Annotated in this window: 17 protein-coding genes; 8 read left to right on the forward strand and 9 right to left on the reverse strand. The window is 61.5% G+C overall.

The genetic code is table 11. The features are described from left to right. Nucleotides 1-52 precede the first annotated feature (52 nt). Genes TRL7639_RS13360 through TRL7639_RS13390 form a run of 7 tightly spaced genes read left to right on the forward strand, consistent with a single transcriptional unit; the run spans nt 53 to nt 6,451 of the window. On the forward strand, nt 53-949 hold the full coding sequence (locus TRL7639_RS13360) for an SPOR domain-containing protein (RefSeq protein WP_085796429.1): 897 nt from the start codon (nt 53-55) through the stop codon (nt 947-949). A 14-nt stretch (nt 950-963) separates the two neighbouring features. Beyond that, the gene (locus TRL7639_RS13365) at nt 964-2,130 is read left to right on the forward strand and encodes a D-alanyl-D-alanine carboxypeptidase family protein (RefSeq protein ID WP_085796122.1); all 1,167 of its coding nucleotides are present in this window, start codon (nt 964-966) and stop codon (nt 2,128-2,130) included. Next, nucleotides 2,127-2,756 carry a dTMP kinase gene (gene tmk / locus TRL7639_RS13370; protein ID WP_085796123.1) on the forward strand — a complete coding sequence of 210 codons (630 nt, stop codon included), beginning with the start codon at nt 2,127-2,129 and terminating at the stop codon, nt 2,754-2,756. Before TRL7639_RS13365 ends, tmk begins: the two co-directional genes overlap by 4 nt. Nucleotides 2,757-2,763: 7 nt before the next feature. Beyond that, complete coding sequence (locus tag TRL7639_RS13375) at nt 2,764-3,885, forward strand: DNA polymerase III subunit delta' (RefSeq protein ID WP_085796124.1); 1,122 nt, start codon at nt 2,764-2,766, stop codon at nt 3,883-3,885. Continuing rightward, the gene (locus tag TRL7639_RS13380) at nt 3,882-4,697 is read left to right on the forward strand and encodes a TatD family hydrolase (RefSeq protein WP_085796125.1); all 816 of its coding nucleotides are present in this window, start codon (nt 3,882-3,884) and stop codon (nt 4,695-4,697) included. Before TRL7639_RS13375 ends, TRL7639_RS13380 begins: the two co-directional genes overlap by 4 nt. Next, on the forward strand, nt 4,694-5,494 hold the full coding sequence (locus TRL7639_RS13385) for an MBL fold metallo-hydrolase (RefSeq protein WP_085796126.1): 801 nt from the start codon (nt 4,694-4,696) through the stop codon (nt 5,492-5,494). The genes TRL7639_RS13380 and TRL7639_RS13385 overlap by 4 nt, the downstream gene beginning before the upstream one ends. A 24-nt stretch (nt 5,495-5,518) precedes the next feature. Continuing rightward, entirely contained in the window at nt 5,519-6,451 is a 933-nt protein-coding gene (locus TRL7639_RS13390; protein ID WP_085796127.1) for an AEC family transporter, read from the forward strand. A 131-nt stretch (nt 6,452-6,582) separates the two neighbouring features. Here TRL7639_RS13390 and TRL7639_RS13395 read toward each other — a convergent pair whose 3' ends face one another. Next, complete coding sequence (locus TRL7639_RS13395; RefSeq protein WP_085796128.1) at nt 6,583-7,590, reverse strand: HupE/UreJ family protein; 1,008 nt, start codon at nt 7,588-7,590, stop codon at nt 6,583-6,585. Next, nucleotides 7,587-8,432, reverse strand: coding sequence for a peptidylprolyl isomerase (locus TRL7639_RS13400; protein WP_165759808.1), 846 nt, complete (start codon nt 8,430-8,432; stop codon nt 7,587-7,589). The genes TRL7639_RS13395 and TRL7639_RS13400 overlap by 4 nt, the downstream gene beginning before the upstream one ends. Nucleotides 8,433-8,541: 109 nt before the next feature. Here TRL7639_RS13400 and TRL7639_RS13405 point away from each other — a divergent pair, with 109 nt between their 5' ends. After that, entirely contained in the window at nt 8,542-9,288 is a 747-nt protein-coding gene (locus TRL7639_RS13405; protein WP_235820324.1) for a sirohydrochlorin chelatase, read from the forward strand. Between the two features lie 22 nt (nt 9,289-9,310). On the opposite strand, the gene TRL7639_RS13410 is transcribed toward TRL7639_RS13405, so the two are convergent. The 7 genes from TRL7639_RS13410 to TRL7639_RS13440 all read right to left on the reverse strand — a co-directional run bounded on the left by TRL7639_RS13410 (nt 9,311) and on the right by TRL7639_RS13440 (nt 19,954). Further along, nucleotides 9,311-10,588: a peptidoglycan-binding domain-containing protein gene (locus TRL7639_RS13410; protein ID WP_133057656.1), complete on the reverse strand. Its 1,278-nt coding sequence runs from the start codon at nt 10,586-10,588 to the stop codon at nt 9,311-9,313. Nucleotides 10,589-10,991: 403 nt separating this feature from the next. Then, entirely contained in the window at nt 10,992-12,554 is a 1,563-nt protein-coding gene (locus tag TRL7639_RS13415; RefSeq protein ID WP_085796131.1) for a formylglycine-generating enzyme family protein, read from the reverse strand. After that, a complete protein-coding gene (locus TRL7639_RS13420; protein WP_085796132.1) occupies nt 12,554-13,750 on the reverse strand; it encodes an ABC transporter permease family protein in 1,197 nt (398 codons plus the stop codon). Before TRL7639_RS13420 ends, TRL7639_RS13415 begins: the two co-directional genes overlap by 1 nt. Next, entirely contained in the window at nt 13,744-14,457 is a 714-nt protein-coding gene (locus TRL7639_RS13425; RefSeq protein WP_235820326.1) for an ABC transporter ATP-binding protein, read from the reverse strand. The genes TRL7639_RS13420 and TRL7639_RS13425 overlap by 7 nt, the downstream gene beginning before the upstream one ends. A 4-nt stretch (nt 14,458-14,461) precedes the next feature. Next, nucleotides 14,462-16,378 carry a vWA domain-containing protein gene (locus TRL7639_RS13430; protein WP_085796431.1) on the reverse strand — a complete coding sequence of 639 codons (1,917 nt, stop codon included), beginning with the start codon at nt 16,376-16,378 and terminating at the stop codon, nt 14,462-14,464. Beyond that, on the reverse strand, nt 16,362-17,339 hold the full coding sequence (locus tag TRL7639_RS13435; RefSeq protein ID WP_085796134.1) for an SEL1-like repeat protein: 978 nt from the start codon (nt 17,337-17,339) through the stop codon (nt 16,362-16,364). Before TRL7639_RS13435 ends, TRL7639_RS13430 begins: the two co-directional genes overlap by 17 nt. Next, on the reverse strand, nt 17,336-19,954 hold the full coding sequence (locus TRL7639_RS13440; protein ID WP_085796135.1) for a virulence factor SrfC family protein: 2,619 nt from the start codon (nt 19,952-19,954) through the stop codon (nt 17,336-17,338). The genes TRL7639_RS13435 and TRL7639_RS13440 overlap by 4 nt, the downstream gene beginning before the upstream one ends. Nucleotides 19,955-19,958: the final 4 nt, after the last annotated feature.

Here is a 19,958-nt window from a genome sequence, read left to right on the forward strand (position 1 = left end):
ACAACCGGCAAAGGGGGCGCAAAAGACGCCCGAAACAGGCAAGGAACATAAAATGACCCAAGGGACTGAACCACGCAAGTTGCCGAAACGACTTGTTTTGTTTGCGGCGACACTGGGTATTTTGGCAGGCTGCGAAGAAGGACCGAAACTTGGCTTCCTGCAACCAAAGGACGACGACAAAACAACCGAAGCAAGCGGGCAAAGCACCCAGCTGATCGAACGCGATGTCGAAGCGCCCGAGGTGTTTGAGGTGACCGAAGCCGGTCTTTGGGACGGCCGTCCGTCACTTGGTGGTGTCTGGGTCGCACATTCTGACGTGACCGAGCCCGAGCGTGTCATCATTCGCAACAACTCGAACGGCAAGTTTGTAATCGGCGCTTTATTCCGTCGCGAGCGTGAAATTCCCGGCCCGCGCATTCAAGCCTCGTCCGACGCGGCTGCAGCGCTTGGCATGTTAGCGGGGGCACCGGTTGAATTGCATGTGACCGCGCTGCGCCGCGAAGCTGTCGAAGAAGCACCCGAGGTCGAGGCAACCGAAGTTGCCGCCGTCGAACCCGGAGCAGAGATTTCCGAAGCCACGCTGGATCCAATCGCAGGTGCAGCTGCCGCCATCGACGCCACTGCCCCAGCATCCGCAGAAGCCCCTGTCGTCACCGCAGCAGCCTCTGCAGCAGATGCTGCCCCGGCTCCTGCCCCGAAACCAAAATCCTCGTCGCTGAGCAAGCCGTACATCCAGATCGGCATCTTCAGCGTCGAAGCCAATGCCAAACGCACTGCCGATCAGATGCGCAATGCGGGCATGGTTCCCACCGTTCTGGCGCAGAAATCCAATGGCAAGCCCTTCTGGAGGGTTGTCGTGGGCCCTGCGCAAACCAAATCAGAGCGGACTGCCCTGCTCAAGCAGGTCAAGGAAACCGGATTCTCTGACGCCTACGCCGTCACCAACTAAGGAGAGCTGAACCCGTGCTGTCGTCGCTCCGCACAACTGCTGCTGCATTTGCTCTGGCACTTGCGGCCCTACCGGCCCATGCCTTCGACACCAAGGCAACGGCGGCTTACGTCCTGGACCAAAGTACAGGCACGGTCCTGCTGGCCAAGAACGCCGAAGAGCCCCTGCCGCCTGCATCGATGTCAAAGCTGATGACGCTTTACGTGGCCTTCGAAGCGCTGAGCGACGGTCGTTTGACGCTGGACGAACGCCTGCCGGTTTCGCAGCACGCGATGAACTATGGCGGCTCGACCATGTTCCTGAACACCCAAGACCGGGTTCGGGTCGAGGATCTGATCCGTGGCATCATTGTGCTCAGCGGAAATGACGCCTGCGCGGTGATCGCCGAAGCGCTCAGCCCCGATGGATCCGAAGCCGGGTTTGCCCGCTACATGACGCAACGGGCCAAGCAGTTGGGCATGATGAACTCGACCTTTGCCAATTCCAACGGCTGGCCCGCGGCAGGCCACCGGATGTCGGTGCAGGACCTGGCTGTTCTGGCCAATCGTCTGATCTCGGATTTCCCGCAGTATTACCCGCTCTTTGCCGAAACCGAATTTGAATTCGATGGCCGCGCACCGTCGAACACCCGCAATCGCAACCCCCTGTTGCGTCTGGGGATCGGGGCGGATGGCTTGAAGACAGGACATACGCAAGAGGCGGGTTATGGTCTTGTGGGTTCGGCCAAACAAGCAGACCGCCGCGTGATCTTTGTCATCTCTGGCCTCGACAGCACCGCGCAGCGCGCAGAGGAGGCGGAAGCCATCGTTAACTGGTCGTTTCGCCACTTTACCCAAAAGACCATCGCCAAAGCCGATACCCCCGTCGCCCAAGTCCAAGTCTGGATGGGAAGCCAACAATCGGTAGGCTTGGTGCCAGCCGAGGATCTGAGCCTGCTGTTGCCGGTTCTGGGCGGCAAAGAGGTTCAGGCGGATGTGGTCTATGATGGTCCTGTCAATGCTCCGATTGCCAAGGGTCAACAGTTGGCCGAATTGGTGATCAAACCCGAGGGTCTACCCGAAATGCGCCGCCCGCTCGTGGCCGTGCAGGACGTGCCCCTTGGCGGTTTCGTGGTGCGAATGAAAACGGCGGCGAGCCTGCTGCTCAAACAATTCACCGACGGTCCTGCGGGGGCGATGTGACAACACCCAAAGGTCTGTTCCTGACGTTCGAGGGCATCGACGGATCGGGAAAATCCACCCAAGCGCGGCGTTTGGCCGACCACCTGCAGGCTCAGGGGCGTGACGTTGTGCTGACCCGCGAACCCGGCGGTTCGCCTGGGGCCGAGGAAATCCGCCGTCTGGTTCTGGAAGGCGATCCCGATCGCTGGTCCGCCGAGACCGAGATCCTCCTCTTCACCGCCGCACGCCGCGACCATCTGGAGCGTACAATCCTGCCTGCGCTGGAAGCGGGTAAAGTCGTGATTTGCGACCGATTTGCTGACAGCACCCGCATGTATCAGGGCCTGTCACGTGGCGACCTGCGCGCGTTGGTCGATCAGCTACACGGGCTGATGATCGGACGCGAGCCGGACCTGACGATCCTGGTGGACATGGACCCCGAAACCGGCCTCAGCCGCGCCAAGGGCCGCCAGGGCACCGAAGAACGCTTCGAAGACTTCGGGCCCGAGCTGCAGCGCAAGATGCGCGCCGGTTTTCTGGCGCTGGCGGATGAATTCACGGACCGCTTTCACGTAATCGACGGCAACCGGGACATGGACACCGTGGCGCGCGATATTGCGGGCGTTGTGGAACAGGCTCTGGTATAGAGCAGGCATGAGCGACGACCTCCCCTCTCCGGATCAGGCACCCGGTGCGCCCCACCCGCGTGAAACCGCCCAGCTGTTTGGCCAGGACGCGGCGCAGGTGGCATTTCTGGATGCTTTCAACTCGGACCGTCTGCACCACGGCTGGCTGCTGACCGGCCCGCAAGGTGTCGGCAAGGCAACCCTCGCCTGGCGCATCGCGCGGTTCCTGCTGGCGACGCCCCCTGCCGATGACGGTGGACTGTTTGGCGCCCCTCCCCCGCCCACCTCGCTGGACATTGACCCGGATCACCCGGTGGCACATCGTATTCTGGCTGGCGCGGAACCGGGGCTGGCCTCGATTACCCGCTCGGCCAATGATCGCGGCACCATGCGGGCCGAAATCGTGGTGGACGACGTCCGCAAGCTGGGCCGCTTCTTTGGCTTGTCCGCTACTGACGGCGGGCGTCGTGTGGTCATCGTCGACAGTGCCGACGAGATGAATACCAGTGCGGCCAACGCCTTGCTCAAAATGCTCGAAGAGCCGCCCGCACGCACCACATTGTTACTGATCTCGCACCAGCCCTCGCGCCTCTTGCCCACAATCCGCTCGCGCTGCCGCACCCTGCGACTGTCGCCGCTGGATGCGGGCGACATGCAGGCCGCCCTTGCGCAAACCGGGACCGAGCCGCCCGCCAACCCCGATCATTTGGCCGCATTGGCCGCGGGATCTGTTGGCGCAGCACTCAGGCTGATCAATTTGGGTGGGTTGCAGATCTATTCCGAACTGATCGGCATTCTGGGCACCATGCCCCGTTTGGATCGCTCCCGCGCCCTGAAACTGGCCGAGGCTGCGGCACAACGTGGGGCGGCCGAGAAGTTCGAGTTGTTGCTCAACCTCATCGACATCTCATTGGCCCGTTTGGCGCACACTGGGGCCACCGGCCAAGCGCCAGAACCGCAAGCCGCACCGGGAGAGGCAGAGGTGCTCCTGAAACTCGCCTCGGACCCGCATCGGGGCCGCAAATGGGCGGAAATTGCCGCAACGATCACGGCCCGCGCGCGACATGGTCAGGCGGTGAACCTTGACCCCGCTGCACTTGTCCTAGATACGGTTTTCAAGATGCAGGAAACCGCCAGTTGGGGCTCATGAGCGACCACCAGATCACACCGGAAATCACCGATAGCCACTGCCACCTCGACTTTCCCGATTTCGAGGGGCAACTGGATACGATCATCGCAAACGCGGCTGCGGCTGGCGTCACCCGCATGGTGACCATCTGTACCCGCCTGCGCAACGAGCCATCGGTACGTGCCATTGCCGAAGCACACGCGCCGGTGTTCTATGCCGCCGGCACCCACCCGATGAGCGCCGCCGAAGAGCCCATGGCCACCGTGGACGAGCTGGTGGCCCTGTCGGCACATCCGAAATTCGTGGGCATCGGCGAAACCGGTCTCGACTATCACTACACGGCTGAAAGCGCCGAGGTACAGAAACAGAGCCTGCGCATTCATATCGAGGCCGCGCAGCGCACCGGCCTGCCGCTGATCATCCACGCCCGCGCCGCCGATGACGACATGGCCCGCATTCTGGCCGAAGAACACCGCAACGCGCCCTACGCTTGTGTGATGCACTGTTTCTCGTCCTCGCCCGAATTGGCGCGTGCTGCACTGGATCTGGGCTTCTACCTTTCGATGTCCGGCATCGCCACCTTCCCTAAAAGCCAGGAGGTACGCGACATCTTTGCTGCCGCCCCGGTGGACCGCGTATTGGTGGAAACCGACGCGCCCTATCTGGCCCCCCCACCCCATCGCGGCAAACGCAATGAGCCAGCCTATACCGCCCATACGGCGCGCAAAGGAGCCGAGGTGTTTGGCATGGACTATCCCGATTTCGCGGCGCAGACGCAGGCCAATTTCGACCGGTTGTTTGTCAAAGCCGCAAGCCACAGGGCCGCCGCATGACAAACGAGCTGCGCTTCACCATCCTGGGCTGCGGCTCGTCCGGCGGCGTGCCGCGTCTTGGCGGCCATTGGGGCGATTGTGACCCCACCAACCCGCGCAACGTGCGCCGCCGCTGCTCGATGCTGGTGGAACGCGAAGGGCCTGAGGGCACGACAACCGTGCTGATCGACACCACACCAGACATGCGCGGCCAGCTTCTGGATGCGGGCACCGGGCGCCTGGATGGCGTGGTATACACCCATTCGCATGCCGATCACGTGCATGGCATCGACGATCTGCGCATGATCGTCTACAACATGCGCGCCCGCGTTCCGGTCTGGGCCGATGGAGACACACAGAACGCACTGCTGTCGCGTTTTGGCTATGCCTTTATCCAACCCGAAGGTTCGCCCTATCCGCCCATCCTGGATCTGAAAACCATCGACGGTGCGTTTGAAATCGACGGCCCCGGCGGCCCGATCACCTTCCGCCCGTTCAAGGTGGGTCATGGCTCGATCGACAGTCTGGGGTTTCGCATTGGTGGCCTGGCTTATCTGCCGGATGTGGCCGAGATCTATGATGATGCCTGGGCCGAGCTGGAGGGCTTGGACTGCTGGATCCTCGACGCCCTGCGCCGCACACCGCATCCGACCCATGTGCATCTGGAACGTGCACTGGAATGGATCGAAAAGATGGCACCGAAACGCGGCGTGCTGACCAACATGCATATCGACCTGGACTATGCAGAAGTCGAGGCCGAGACACCCGACCACATCACCCCGGCCTATGACGGGATGGTGATCCGCTACCCGCTGTAACCCCATGAACAAAAGACGTCGCCCATGTTCCAAAGCCTGATCGACGTCATCCTGCCGGTATTCCTGGTTATCGGGGCGGGTTACACGGTCACCCGTGCCGGGTTCTTCAACCAAAGCCACATCGACGGGCTGATGCGGTTCACGCAAAGCTTTGCGATCCCGTGCCTATTGTTTCGCGCCATCGCCTCGCTAGACCTGCAGGCCAGCTTTGATCCGCGCCTGCTGGCCAGTTTCTACACCGGGGCCGCGCTCTGTTTCATTGCGGGCATGGCCGGGGCGCGTCTGATCTTCAAACGCGACTGGGAAGATGCGGTCGTCATCGGCTTTTGCTGCCTGTTTTCAAACTCGGTCCTGCTGGGTCTGCCGATCACAGAGCGCGCCTATGGTGCCGACAACCTGACTGGCAACTATGCCATCATCGCCTTTCATTCGCCCTTTTGCTACGGCGTCGGCATTACAGTGATGGAGGTGATCCGCAATCGCGGCAACGGCGGGACCAAGATGGTGGGATCGGTCCTGTCGGCCATGTTCAAGAACGTGCTGATCCTTGGCATCGCCTTGGGGTTCATCGCCAACCTGACAGGGCTGGTAATGCCGCAAGTGGTGGATGACGCGCTGGATCTGGTGATCCGCGCCGCCCTGCCCGGCGCGCTCTTTGCGCTTGGCGGCGTGCTGGTGCAATACCGGCCCGAAGGCGACATGCGCACCATCCTTTTTGTTTGCTGCATTTCGCTGATGGTCCATCCAACGCTGGTCTGGCTCTTTGGCAAGACGCTGGCTCTACCGCAGGATCTGTTCCGCTCTGCGGTGCTCAATGCGTCGATGGCGCCGGGGTTCAACGCCTATATCTTTGCCAACATGTACGGGCGTGCAAAGCGGGTCGCAGCGTCGTCGGTGCTGATGGCGACCGGAGCATCCGTGCTGACAGTTTGGCTATGGCTGACCGTACTCAGCTAGCGCTCGTTGGTAGGTTACTGGATTCGCAGAGCGCCCGGCCCAACGGGAGGAGGTGTTTCGTCAGAAACATCGACGACGGGCGGGAGCACGCCCCTTCACCAAGAGCTTCATTGGACAGCGGGACCGCCAGCTCAGAACCCAGCCACCCGCTCGGCCAACCAAAAGGTGGCCACGCCGCCAATGGCGTAGCCCATCACCAGCGTTCCGTGCGAAGCAGGGTCCCGCAAAACCACAGCAGTCCTTGGCGCCAGCCAACGCAGCGCAGCAAACGCCAGCAGGATGACCGCGACAAAAGCAAGTTGTCCCGCCTCAACCCCAATGTTGAAGGCCAACAGCGCCAGCGGAATTTCCCCCTGCGGCAAGCCAATCTCGGACAGCGCCCCTGCAAACCCCAACCCGTGCAACAAGCCGAACCCAAAGGACAAGAGCCAAGGATACCGTTCCGTCAATTGATCCCCGCCCTGTCTACGTCGCAAAATTTCGACCGCCAACAACACGATGGACAGTGCGATCACCGCCTCAACCGGCGGAGAAGGCACCCGGATCACATCCAGGGTTGCCAATGCCAGCGTAATCGAGTGGGCCACGGTAAAGGCCGTGACAGCCCCAACCAGCCGCCAAGGATCGCGGATCAAGACAAGCAACGCAAAAACAAAAAGCAGGTGATCAAACCCTTCCAGAATATGGTCAAACCCCAAGGCAACATAGCTGGCAAAAACATCCCACCCCGTCATCTCGGCAGGCACGGTAAATCCCGTCTCATCTGCTGTAAGCCGTTTGGACAGAACCTGCCCATCCGGCCCAGTTAGACGAACCAGCACATCCGTCTGCGTCGCTTCAAGCCCTTCAATCACGATCGGATGTCCGGCCAGTCCCGCAGGGCAAAGCGTCAGCCATTGAGACACCCAGGCGGCGCCGTCAAACTGTGGGTCCCGTTCTGATCGCCTTGGCGAACAATTGGACGGCAGCACCGCATCAATCTCCATTGGCTTTCCCTGAACGGTCGGCTTGCGCCAAAATACCTGCCAAGCCTCGCCCTCTAGATGTTGCATTTGCAGATAGCCTGGATCCAACGCATGAGCCTGAACCATACCGACCCATCCCCATACAACCATGACAGCAGCCAACAGCGGTTTCATTGCACCACCAGCGCGTTCAGTTCGTCACCGGACGGGATCTGGATTTCATATGCCGTCAGCAGTGCGTTGAACTGCGCTTCGGACAAGGCATTGGCCTGTTCCCGGCGCCAATCAAACAGGACTTTGCCCTCGACTTCGGCCAAATCAGGCAAACGCGACGCCTCTTTTTCGGTCAACCGGATCAAGTGAAGGCCAAAGCCCGACCGCACCGGTCCGCTCCACTCTCCTATCGGAAACTCAGCCAGCGCCGAAGAAAACCCGCGCCCGAAACCGCCGTCGATCTGGACCGGAGCCGAAGCTTGAACCTGAGAGGGCAGCATGGACGCAACCCCTCGCGTCAAAGGGTCTGCTCCCGACCTCAAGTCGTTCAAGGTGGCCTTGACCTCATCTTCGGTTGGGTTTGATCCAAGCAACACCTGTTCAAATGCCAGCGTCCCAGCTTGCTCAAACCGCTCGGCGTTGGCTTCGAGATGGGCTTGCAAAACAGGTGCCTCGGGGGTCAAAGCCTGGGCCGCACTGTCCGTCAAAAATTGCATCTTCTGACGCAGACGGTTGCGGATCACCCCATCCCCGGTGTCCAATCCCAGTGCCAGCGCTTCACGCACCAGTACTTCTTCGCGAATACGAGCCTGGATCAGGCCATCCAATTCTTCCCGCGTTGGCGGTCTACTCCAAGCCTGACTATGCTGATTGGCCAGCAGCGCAGCATCAGCGGCAGAAATTTCGATAATCCCATCATCGCTCCCTTCGGGTTCAGGTGCGGCGGTCAATTGAAAATAGACAAACAAGCCAACTGCCAAAAGTCCAAAATGTACAATAGGTTCTCGTAGAATCTTGGGCATGAACTCCCTCTCCCCAGAGTTGCTCGTACGTTCAGTTTTGCCTCTGGGCCGGGAACAGGCAACAGCGGCGTGACCGGCAACATTGACAAGGTCGCAGCGCAAGACATTTATGGCACATCGCCAATTGGAGCAGCCCAACATGTCCCTAGTGCCACGCCAGGCCTTGATCGTCTCACATGGGCAGCCGTCCGACCCTGTCCCGGCTGAAGACACTTTGAAAGCGCTGGCCCTCAAGGTGGCCGCGCAGCTTCCCGATTGGAACATCCAGTCAGCAACCTTGGCCGCCGAGGGTCGGTTGGAGGCCGCTTTGTCGACCTTGTCCCCCGGCGCACTGATCTATCCGATGTTCATGGCAAACGGGTGGTTCGTCACCTCTGCCCTGCCCAAGCGTCTCGGGAAGACTGAGGCAACAGTGATCGACCCACTGGGACTTGATCCCTCCCTACCCGATCTGGCAGCGCAGGCGCTGAAGGAAACTGCACAACACGCTGGCTGGTCCCTTTTGCAAACGACGATCCTGTTGGCGGCCCATGGATCGGGCCGCAGTCGGAAACCCGCGAAGATGGCAAATGATTTTGCCGATGCAATTGCAGCCCGTATCTCGGTTGCTGACATTCGCGTCGGTTTCGTTGAAGAGGTCCCATTTATCGAACAAGCGGCAAAGGGATGCGGCCCTTTGTCAATCTGCCTGCCGCTTTTTGCATGCCCTGGGTTCCACACCACACAGGATGTGCCAGACGCCCTAAGACAGGCAGAATTCCCCGGAGTTCTTTTGCCAGTGCTGGGAGAGGCGCAGGGCGTGCCGCAGCTTATCGCAAACAGGCTACAACAGTCCCGCCGCAGCCTGCCTGCGTAACCCTCTGCCCCAACGCCGCGATCTAGTTACCCGAAGGCACCGACGGAAACGCGGGGAGTGCAGCCGTGCCCGTCTGAGCCGGGACACCGGTCAATGCAGCCGATAAAACAGCAATACGATCAGGTGTCTGTCCAAGAACCGTTGCCCCACTTTGGGCCGCGTTGATTGCCATCCGCATCCAATCGCCCGCGACAGCGCCTTGGCCCTGGGCTGCACCAAATCCTTCGCGCAGATGATGGCTGACGATTTCGCTGTAGCCAAGCTGACCCGCCGACGCCAAAAGCACACCGGACGCCATTGCCATCTCGGCGTCATCCGTTCGATAGCCAACTCCCAGACAAACTTTGCCACCCGAGACCAGTTGATCCATCGGTTTGCCCGAGTTGCGCAAGAACGACGAGCCATCGGCAATAATCTGGCTGGGGGATTTGCTGTCGACCCCGGCCATTGGCGGCGCCATTGCCTGCGTCAATCCTTGGCACTGTGCTTCAATTTGCGGGGCCGAAAGGTTGGGAATGGTCGCTTCGATCCGCGAACTTTCGGCTATCGCCTGCGTGCGAGCCAAGCAGAATTGTTCATTCAGCGCAAACTCGGCATCCGTGACGTTGCCGCCGGTGGTCAGCCCGCCATTGGCGGCGGTTAGAACGTTGATCTCGTTGCAATGCTCATTTGCAGACCTGGCCTGTTCACCAAACGTGAAATCAGGCAAGGCGCCTGTGTTGGCGCGCGCCGGAACGGTATTTTGCGTCGGTGCAGGCGCGGTTGCCTGCTGAACCTGTGGCGTCGGAATACCCAGTTGCTCGTTGCGATATGTGCGCAACAGGCCCTGTTGTCCTTGGCTGGCCAGAATCTGATTGTACGGTGCCACATGCGCGCTCGCCTGGGCGCGCTGATGGCTGTTCAGCAAAAAGCTGCGTTCTGCATCGTCAAGCCGCCCATCGATCGAATACCCCATATCGGATTGATAATTCGAAATACCTGCCCGCGTCTTGCGTCCGATCGAACCATCCACGGCGCCAACGTTGTACCCAAAATAGTTCAACGCAGATTGCACGTTGCGGTTCTGTTCGCGCTGTGCGGCCGAAATCCCGGATGAACGGGTGGTTGTCCGCGCCCGTGTTTGCTGTTGTTGCTGCTGCTGTCGTTGACGCGCCTTGTTCTTGTTGACTTCGTTGATGATGAGACCGCCCAGGATGGCGCCTCCGATCAAGGCTGCAGCTTCATCGGCCCGCGCTTCTTTGGCAGGAACCAAGACCAGACTGGTGGCCACAAGGGTGGCACAAACGCTTTTGGTAAACATAACAATAACCTCGTCGATCCCGACATCGGGCACACGATGGCCGAGCCCATTGGGATCTTTGCTAATGGAATTTGAGCCTTTGCCTCAACAAGCCGAACAAACACCCCTCTCGTTGTCAAGGTTGAGAGAGACCCAAACCCGGATTTCACTGCAAATGTGAACATATCGGGGAATGGGGTACAAGGTTTTGAGGAACGACATCGGCCAGTTCCTGCATCCCGATCAGCAAAAGCACGCCGATCCAGTCATCCACATCCAAGCTGCGCGGCCTATCGGCCTTGCGTCCTGCGGACGGCCGGGGGGGCCAGGCTCATGCGGGCAAAGCCCGCATGAGCCTGGCCCCCCCGGGAGGAGATGTCCCGCAAGGGGCGTCGACGACGGGCGGGAGCGCTTCGTTCGCAGATCAGTGCTGGGGGCCCTCCAAGGTCTGCCTAAGCAGATCCGCGGTCTGCATATCGGGTTGTTTTTCATAAGCTTCCACCGTGGTCACAAATCGATCCAGATCCCGCTTTAGCCCAGTTTGCCCCGACAGTTTCAGCTCTTCCCTCAGAACGTCCAATGCAGTGTTGCGGGTTTCTGTCCCAATGTCGGAAACCAGAGTGTCCAGCGCAGTTCGGTACGACAACAGGTAGACCTGCTGGAGATGCCGCATCTCAGCAATCTCGCTGACGTGTTTTTGCACCTGCCGGTCAAAGACCTCGCTCTTGCGGCCCGCCCTTTGCAGGGTCACCAGCATGCGAATATTTGCGGCCTTATTGTCAATGCCACGGGCGTTCTCGATCAAAGCTTCGGCAAACACCGTACCTGCCAGCAAAGTGGACCGCGCCGATTGTTGTAATGCCGTTTGCACCTGATCCCGGTTGCGACGCAGTTCCAGTTGCAGATCCGCCAGAGCCCCACGCCTGTGCGGATCAGGCTCGGCTTCGATCAAGCCAGAAAGCATCGCTGAAGCATCGACCTCCTCCCCCTCTCGCGCCCCCTCGGCGCGCGTGATCCACCGGTCACGGATATCGGACAGTCGCGCCTCGGATGTGGCGACGTAGGTCGAAATCACAAAGCGCGCACCAAAGCTGTCACCGCGCAGGGGCCGCCCCGTACGTACATCGAATGGCGGGTACTCGGTGCGTTGCGCAGAATAGATCTGGTCCTCATCCGACAGCACCGATCCGCCGCGCGTGACAACCCCACCGACCTGCCCATGCGCCCGCCCCAGAGCGTTGAGGCGGAACGCCTCGAGCATCAGTTCTTCGGCGTTGCCATAGACGTCATAAAGCCCCAGGGGATTGGGCAGCCGCAGACCCACGGGGTTCAATCTTCCGCGCCCCGCGCCTGCGCCCTGGTGGATCGCGTAATCGCGCATTTCGCCGTCTTCAAAGAACGTCAGATCCGAAAATCGATTGGCATCGATCACAGCCCCTCCCCGAGTGGCGTATTCCCACTCTGTTTCCGTGGGCAGGCGAAGATAGCCCTTGGCACCGTCCACCGTGGGCAGCGCGCCCGCAGCATTGGCATAAAGCCAGGCGGTGTAGTTTTGCGCCAAGGTCACGGCGTCGAACCAACTTAGGCCACCCCGTGCGATCCGATCCTGCCGCGCAAGCGGTGTGCAATCCCCCTGAAGCGCCCGGAACTGGCCTTGGGTCACTTCGTACCGGCCAATGTAATAGAACGTGGTTCCCGCTTGCTCGTCCACAAACGGCCCTCGCAGGAAATCATCCCGCAGATATTCGGCATAACCTGTCCGGTCCAGGGATTGCCCCAACCGCACCCGGCGGTCCGCCAATGGATCCGATGCATCCAGCGGCACAACCACCTTTTGAAACGCCATCTGACCGCCGCAGGGCATCGGCAACAGCAGATCTGCCGGGGCCTGCTTGGCCGGATCATAGTGTTCAACAGGCCACGCCTCGGGTGTCTCGGCCGCGGCCACCACAGGCAGTATCAGCAAGGCAAGAAGCAGAGCCCGCATCACGTCACCTCTCGCAACACGGTCGCCGGGTCGATGCGCTGCACCGACCAGCCCGCGATGGCCGACACACCCAGCAAGAGCGCCATGACCGATGCCCCAATGCCCATGGCCTGTCCCGGCGTGATAAGTGTCAAAGCTGCGCCGTCGGGCAGGCCGCCGCCAAACAGGTTTTGTGCAATCCGACCCGCCAGTTGATAGCCCATCCACGAAAGGACCAAACCCAAGAGGCCCGTAATCGCCGCCTGCACCATGGGAAAGAGCATCAGGCGTCGCCCCGGTACGCCAACCAAGGCAATCGACGCCAACACGCCCTTTTTGCGCGCCACGTCGCTCCAAAAGGCAAACCCCAACGCCGCCCCCAGCCCGACCGAGGCCAAGGCCGCCGTCAGCCCAAGCGCCAGTGTAAGATTGCGGCCCAAGCCCAACAACCCTTCGACCTCGCGGGTGCGGGCCAGGGTTGCGACGCCCAGGTGTTCCTCCAGCCGGGCCTGCACCCCCGCCAGCTGTTCCAGATGCTCGGCATAGACCCGCACGCCACCATATCTTGGCACCCGCTGATCCAGCGGTTTTGCCCCCTCGATGCCATGGTCCGGCAGGGAATAGGCGTCATAAAAGGCCTCGATCAAATCGAGCACCTCAAACGGGGCCAGAACCGCCCGCCCAGAAAGGGCCTGTTCAGGCAGCACATGCGCCACCTCTGCCTCCAGCACCAATTGTCGGGGCCGATCCTCGGCTTGGGTGATAAGCTGCAACGGTGCCCCTTCAGACAGGTTCAACTGCCGCGCCAAACCGGCACTGACCACCAAGCGGTCCAAGGCCAAAGTGGCCCCCGCAGGCAGGGTCGGATCCCCCGCGCCCGAGGGGATCACCAGCGCCGCCGCCAAACGCCGACCTTCGGTCGCGCGAACATTGACATAGTCGAACTGGCTGCGGACCTTGGGGGTGACAAAGGCAACGCCGGGCCAATCCCGGATCGGAGCCACCTCTGCCTCGGTAAAGGTCGTGTTGCCTGCCGTGTCGATCTGAAGGCTGGCCGGATCGGCCAACATTTCATCCAGCAGTGCCGCATAGACACCGTTCTTGACCCCAAAGAGAAGCAGCAACGGCACCAGCACCCCCACGAGGATCGCAGTATTGCAGATCAGGAAAAACCTGTCCCGAAACAGATCTCGAATGGCGAGCGAGGCGATCAGCATGATCCCCCCTCCAACCGGCTTGTCACGGGGGGCCCAGCCTCGAGCTTCAAACTGCGCCGCGCAATGCCGTGTCGATCCATCCGGTCCAGATCATGCGACGACAGGATCACGCCCGCCCCCTGCTCGGCAGCGGTTTCCAAAAGCAGCACCAGCACCTGATCGGCGCTGGATGGGTCGAGGGCTGAAGTCGGCTCATCCGCGATCACGATCCGGGGCCGATGGGACAAGGCGCGCGCAATGGCCGTCCGCTGACGTTGGCCGATGGACAGAGAGGCCGGGTATTGCCCTGCTTGATCGCCAAGGCCCAAACGGTCGATCAGCGACGCGCACCAATCCGGATCCGGCTGTCCACACACGCGTTGCGGCAGGGCGATGTTGTCGCGCACGGTCAGAAACGGCAGCAAGCCGCCCGATTGGGGGACAAAGCCAAAAAGACGCCCGCGCATTTCGGCCAGTTCAGGGTTGCGTGGCCCGCGCTGCCAAAGCGCGGCCAAGTCCGCATTCCCGACACGATAGGTGGTTCCACCCTGTGGCGCACGCAGCAGGCCGAGCATTTCCAAAACCAGCGTCTTGCCCGATCCACTGGCCCCGGTTAGCGCCAGGGCTTGCCCCGGATCAAGCTGCAACTCTGGCACGTGAACCTCAAACCTTCGGTCCCCATCCGACAGGCTGATCCGCCCATCCACCATGTGCAGCCCGGTGCTCATCAGCTTAGGGCAGCACGTCGAACGGCATGGCAAAGACATACTCGCCATCCGGCGCGCCCTCGTACAGCGCGGTCCAAACCGTGGGATCAAGCAACCATTTGCGGTATTGCACCAGCTTTTGCCGCATCCCGTCCAAGATGCTGCGACGGTTCATGGCGCTTTGTTGCCAACGCTGTTCCGTGGTCAACATCAGCTGGCTTTCGTACGGCAGATCTTCGAGGAACTCGAGCGCCCCGCCAAGCGTATCGGCATCCGTGCTGATCAGCCGGTCAGGATTCTTGGCCATCCGTGCCACCACATCGCGGACTTGGGAAAAGAAGGTGGCGGCATCTTCGGGATTGCGGCTCTGCTCGCCCAGATCCAACAACTGCGACAGCAGATCGGCCATGGTCGCCATTTCGTTCTTGGTCACCAGCAGGCGTGGCTCGATGGCCAGACGCGTCGGATCTTCGACCGCTTTTTCCGACACCCAGCCGCGGATCACATCCGGCGCCTGCGTGTCCTTGAGCCGCCCCAGATAGGCCAACTGCATCGCCAAACCAAGGTTCACCACTTTGCCCGCCTCGGCTGGGTCGAGCACCGGCTGCTCGTCACGCGCCACCCGGATCACATCCGTCAGCGCCGTGACCAGCCGGGTCACCGTGGCCTGAAACGCCTGCGGCGATCCGTTGTCGATGCCGTAGTAATAGGTCTCATCATTGAATCGCGACAGCGCCTTGTACTGTTGCGCCGCCCAAGCGTGTTGTCCCTGCCCGCCTGCGGGTGTCTGCAGATGCAGGGTCATCACCGCGATGCCTTTGTCCTGTGCGGCGCGCTGCAACTCGGCCGGGCCGATGTCCGAGCGTGCATTGGGGTCGCGCGGGTCCTTGGGGCCTGCGTCGGTGATCAGGATCACGATGCGCGCATCAAAGGGGTCATTTCCGGTGGGCGACCAGTCGGTCAGCTCGACGGCATCCTCGACCCCGGCCAGGCTGTCCTCGTTAAAGCCCGGAGAGTTCACCTTGGCCACATCCGTCGCCGCCCGGATCGTGGCGACCACTTGCGACTGGTCGCGGCGGCGTTCCAACGGCAGCAGCGTCTTGGTCCGATAGCCCAAACCCGGCGCGGCCTTGACGTTGTCGCGAAAGCCCACAACGCCGAATTGCACCCGCGTGCCGACTTCGGTCCCGCGAATACCGTCAATGATCTGTTCTACTGCCTCTTGCGTGCGTTCGATGTAGGGATCCATCGACTGTGTGGTGTCAAAGACAAAGACGATGCCCGCATCAAAGTTGTCGGCAATCGCACCGGCCTGCACGCCCCCCTCTTGCAGCGGGACCGAGGCCACCTGCATCAGCAGATTGTCCTCATAGTTCAGCGGGTGCAGATCTTGGGCAAACTCCAGGATCGGCATCAGGTAGAGGCGTTCGACGATGTTGACGTATTCCTCGGGCTCGACGGCCACAACACCGCTGTCCTCGGGCAGGCTGTCACCTGCGGCCTGCTCCAGCAGCTTGGCTTGTTGGGCGCGCAGGGCTTCGTGTTCCATCAGGGCGCGCAGCTGATCCTCGGTCTCGAACAGGATCTGCCGTTCGCGACCTGCGGCGTTGGTGAACGCGGCCACGATGTTCTGTTTCCAGACCACCACCTGATCGGATTTCACCCAACCCTGCGGACCTGCCGACAGGGACGGGCCGACCTGCTGCCAATCGCCTTGGTAGGCAAAGACATAGAGCGGCTGAAACGCCGGGTACTGGCGCAGGACATCCCCATCAGGGGCCGAAAACATCAATGCACCGGGTCGGGTCAGCACCCGTTGATAGACCGTCTGCCGCCCTTCGACCAACAAGGGGCGTTCATCGGCCGCCATGACCGGAGCAGCAGTAAGCGGCAACAGGGCCAGTGCGATAGCGGACAGGATCGTCCTAACGGCAGAAATCATCATAAGCCCCCTTTTCCAACGTCTGCGACGAACCCTTGAGCCGGTCGCAGGTGGCCGTGACGAGTGACTTGGCCTGCGTATCCCCAGCTTCAACCGCGCGGGCATAATATTCGACCGCACGCGCCGGATCATCAGCAAAGCTGAGACCGATCAGGTTTTCGATGCGCGGGTCCAACTGATCGCCGTCATAGAGCGTGCCGAACACCCGGAGTGCCAGCGGATCCTCTGTCTCGGCGGCATCCTCGATCAGCTTTAGTGCGGTGTCCGGGCTGACATCGCGGCCACAACTGCGCAGCGCCTCTAGCTGGGTGGCAAAACCGGGCAGCGCGCTGAGTGCCGACAGGCTGCAGCTTTCGTTGTTCGATACGGGCGTGGTGTTGATCGGCAGGCTGATGCTTTCTTCGCGGGTCCAGAACCACGCGGCGGCTCCAGCCGCAACAAGCAAAAGCAGAACGATCCACAGCCATAGCAGGCTGCGTTTTTGGGGTTCGGTTTCGATGTCTGGCTCCAACACCTCAACAGGGGTTGGGTCCGGCGGCCGCTTCACCTCGGGCTCTGGTGCCGGGGCTGGTTTGGGTTGCACGGTTTGCAATCCACCCAAACCCGCCAGCCCAGCGCGTGGCGGAATCGTATCGGGCCAAGTCACGTTGAAGGCACGACCATCCACCTCTATCATCAGGGGGGTGTATTCCTCGAGCTTGTTGACGATCTCGGGCCCGATCCGCACCCAATCCGCCCCGTCGTGGCGCAGCACCTCATAGGGGCCAAAGCTGGACTTCTGCGGCTGCCAATTGGGATTGCCGATCTCGACGCGCGCCTCTTCAACCGGGGTCAGCCAGCGTTCGGAGTAAGCATCCTGCACCGCAAGTGTGACCACGTCCGGCAGGCTGCTGCCGGGCAGCTCCAGAAACCCGTAACCGCCTGTGGGCTGTTGCGGATCAGGGTGCAGCACAAGGCTCATGAAGTCGCCTGCCCCGCCAGATCAGCCAGGATGCGACCCAGACGCAGGTTCTGATCGACGTTGATCTGTCCGCCCAGCCCGTCTTTGGCATTGGCCACAAACATCGCCTCGATCGCAAAGACCCAATCGGTCCAGATCTCTTCGGCCATGGCGCGGGGCTGCTGGGGCAGATCATCCACCGTGTCCGAAGGCGCTTGCGGTGCAAAAATTGCGCGGCTTTTCCCGTCTGCCGTCTGCACCTTTGGGCGTTGGCTTTCCGGCAGTTCGGTCATACCCAACGTGGAAATAAATCGGTTGATCGCTTCCGCCCCGAGGATGGACGCCGGTTGCGCCTGTTTCTCGACCGTCAGCCCAAAATTGACCTCTTCCAACTGTGCCGCCGTCCGTGCGCTCAACCCCGTGCGGCGGGCGGCGTGGATCAGTTCGGCAACAAGGTTGCCAGAGGTATCAAGACCCAAGCCATAAGCCTCGCGCCGGGTGACATCATCTCGGAACGCCTTCATCGCGTCGATCCAGATTTCCAGAGCCGTGTCAGCCTGAAACTGCTCCAATGTCATGGTGCGCACGTCCGTCTGCGCGCCGTCTGTCGCAGGACGTCCCGGACGTTGCCTGCCGGGGCGTTGCCGGGTCGGGGTTGGCGCCTCTGCCGCCGCCGAGCTGACAGCGCTGGTGATGCGCACCGAGCTGGGGACGCGGGAAATCCGGCCCTCGATTTCCTCTTGATCGACCATCAGCGCCGCCATCAGCGCGCCAAAGCGGTGCCGGTTGAGCGCCTGTTCCAGATCGTCGATGACCAGATTGGCGGCCTCCTGCTTTTCGGTCACGCGTTGTTCCACATCGTCCGACACATGAAACGGTGCCATCGCCCGCGCCAGATCACCCCGCAAGGTGCTGAGCTGCGCCGTGATCTGGCGCAGCTTGCTGTCCGGCTTGCATACCGCTTGCAGCGCCTGCGTCAGATAGCTGACGCCACCGTCATTGAGCGACAGCGCCGCATCCCAGGCCTGTTCAGGATTGCGGAAATGCCGCTGCACCGACGGCGCCTGCAAGCATCCTGCGCGCAGTTCAGCCACGCGGCCCGCCTTTTGCGGACGGATCTGCAGCTCCTGCTTGGCGTCGCCATAGTCAATCAGCCCATCGACATAATAATTCGGGTTGCGCAGCCAATAGCAGTTGTCAAAGGGCCGCTCCGGCTGCCACTCGGCCACCCAAGGGTCGCTGCCCTTGCCGAATTTTTCCAGCAGCGACGCCTGCATCCGCCGCTCAAACCGCGTCTCATCCCCGCCCTCGGCCGCGCTGTCACCCAGATGTTTGTCGAACTTGGTCAGCACCATGAACAGGACGCATTCGCCCCCGTCGCGCTGCTCGGCAGAGGCCCCGTGGGTGGCCGCGATCCAGTTTTGAACCAGCCCCGGCAGATCAACCGTTTCCATGTTGCTGTCGGGAATGCACAGCAGCATCGAGGTGATTTCCTGGTTCTGCACATAGCGATCAAAGAGATAGGCCACCTTGCCGCGTAACAGCAGCTCGGGCAGGATTTTCTCAGGCTCTGCAAACGCTTGGCTCAGATCCTGTTCGAACCGGTTGCGCGCGCCGGGGAAATCCAACAGATCGGTTTCGGCAAACATCTGCGAGGGCAGATCGCGCATCGGCAGTACCAATTCGGCCGCCAACCCGCAGACCACCGACCGGGGCAGTGTAACCTGCCGCCCATTGGCCGTCAGGCTCAGCGGCGCGCCGTCCGAAACACCCGACAGCGTCTTGACGTCAATGATCGAGGTTTCGCGCGGCACCAGCGCGTCGAGGCCTGCGAACGCCTCATCCGCGTGGCCCAGTTGCCCCAAAGCGCCAGCAAGGCGGATGTAGAGGTCGGAAAACGGCTGATGCCCGCCCCAGATCAACGCAAAGAACGCTGCCCGATCCGGCAAGGACAGGCCCGGAGCAATCACTGCCGCCTCTTCCCACAGCGGTTTCAGAGCAGCGGCGTAAGCTTCGCGCCCAAAGGCAGCCTCGATATATTCGCCGATCTCATGGACCTCATCATAGCTCAGCCCCGGTTGCTCAGACCCGGAACGTGCCTTGAAGGCATCCAGATGCGCGGCGATCTCGGCTGGCTCCGGCACCGGCTCGGACCGGTCGCCATCCATGAAGAACGAATTGGCGATTGTGCGGATGATGTCGGCCTCGGACAAGAGCGTCAGCTTGACCGGCGCGCCATTGGGCGTGTCGGCCTTTTCCATCGTGAAGCGGGTGACCAGACCGGTGCTCTCGCCCTCCCCTTCGGGGTTGATTTCACGGATGTAGTCGAGTTGTCCGTCCGCCCCTTGGAAATCGGCCACCAAAGGCCCCGTATCGGGCCGCGCCAGCACCGACACCAGAAAGCTTTTACCGGCCTGGCTTGGCCCAAAAACGCTGACCGACATGCGGGTCTGGGCTGCCCGGCTGAGTTTGCGTGCCCGGCGGGCAGATTTGCGCATCATCTGCACCAGCGAACGCGCCTCGGCCCCCACCAGATCGGCATTTTCGGGGTCTTCAACCCACGCCAGCGCCTCGCCGGTCAGCTGCGCAACCTGCGCGCAGGCAATCGCCAGTTGGTCTTGTTCTTGACTACTCATGCCC

Source organism: Falsiruegeria litorea R37 (genome assembly GCF_900172225.1).
Taxonomy (GTDB): Bacteria; Pseudomonadota; Alphaproteobacteria; order Rhodobacterales; family Rhodobacteraceae; genus Falsiruegeria; species Falsiruegeria litorea.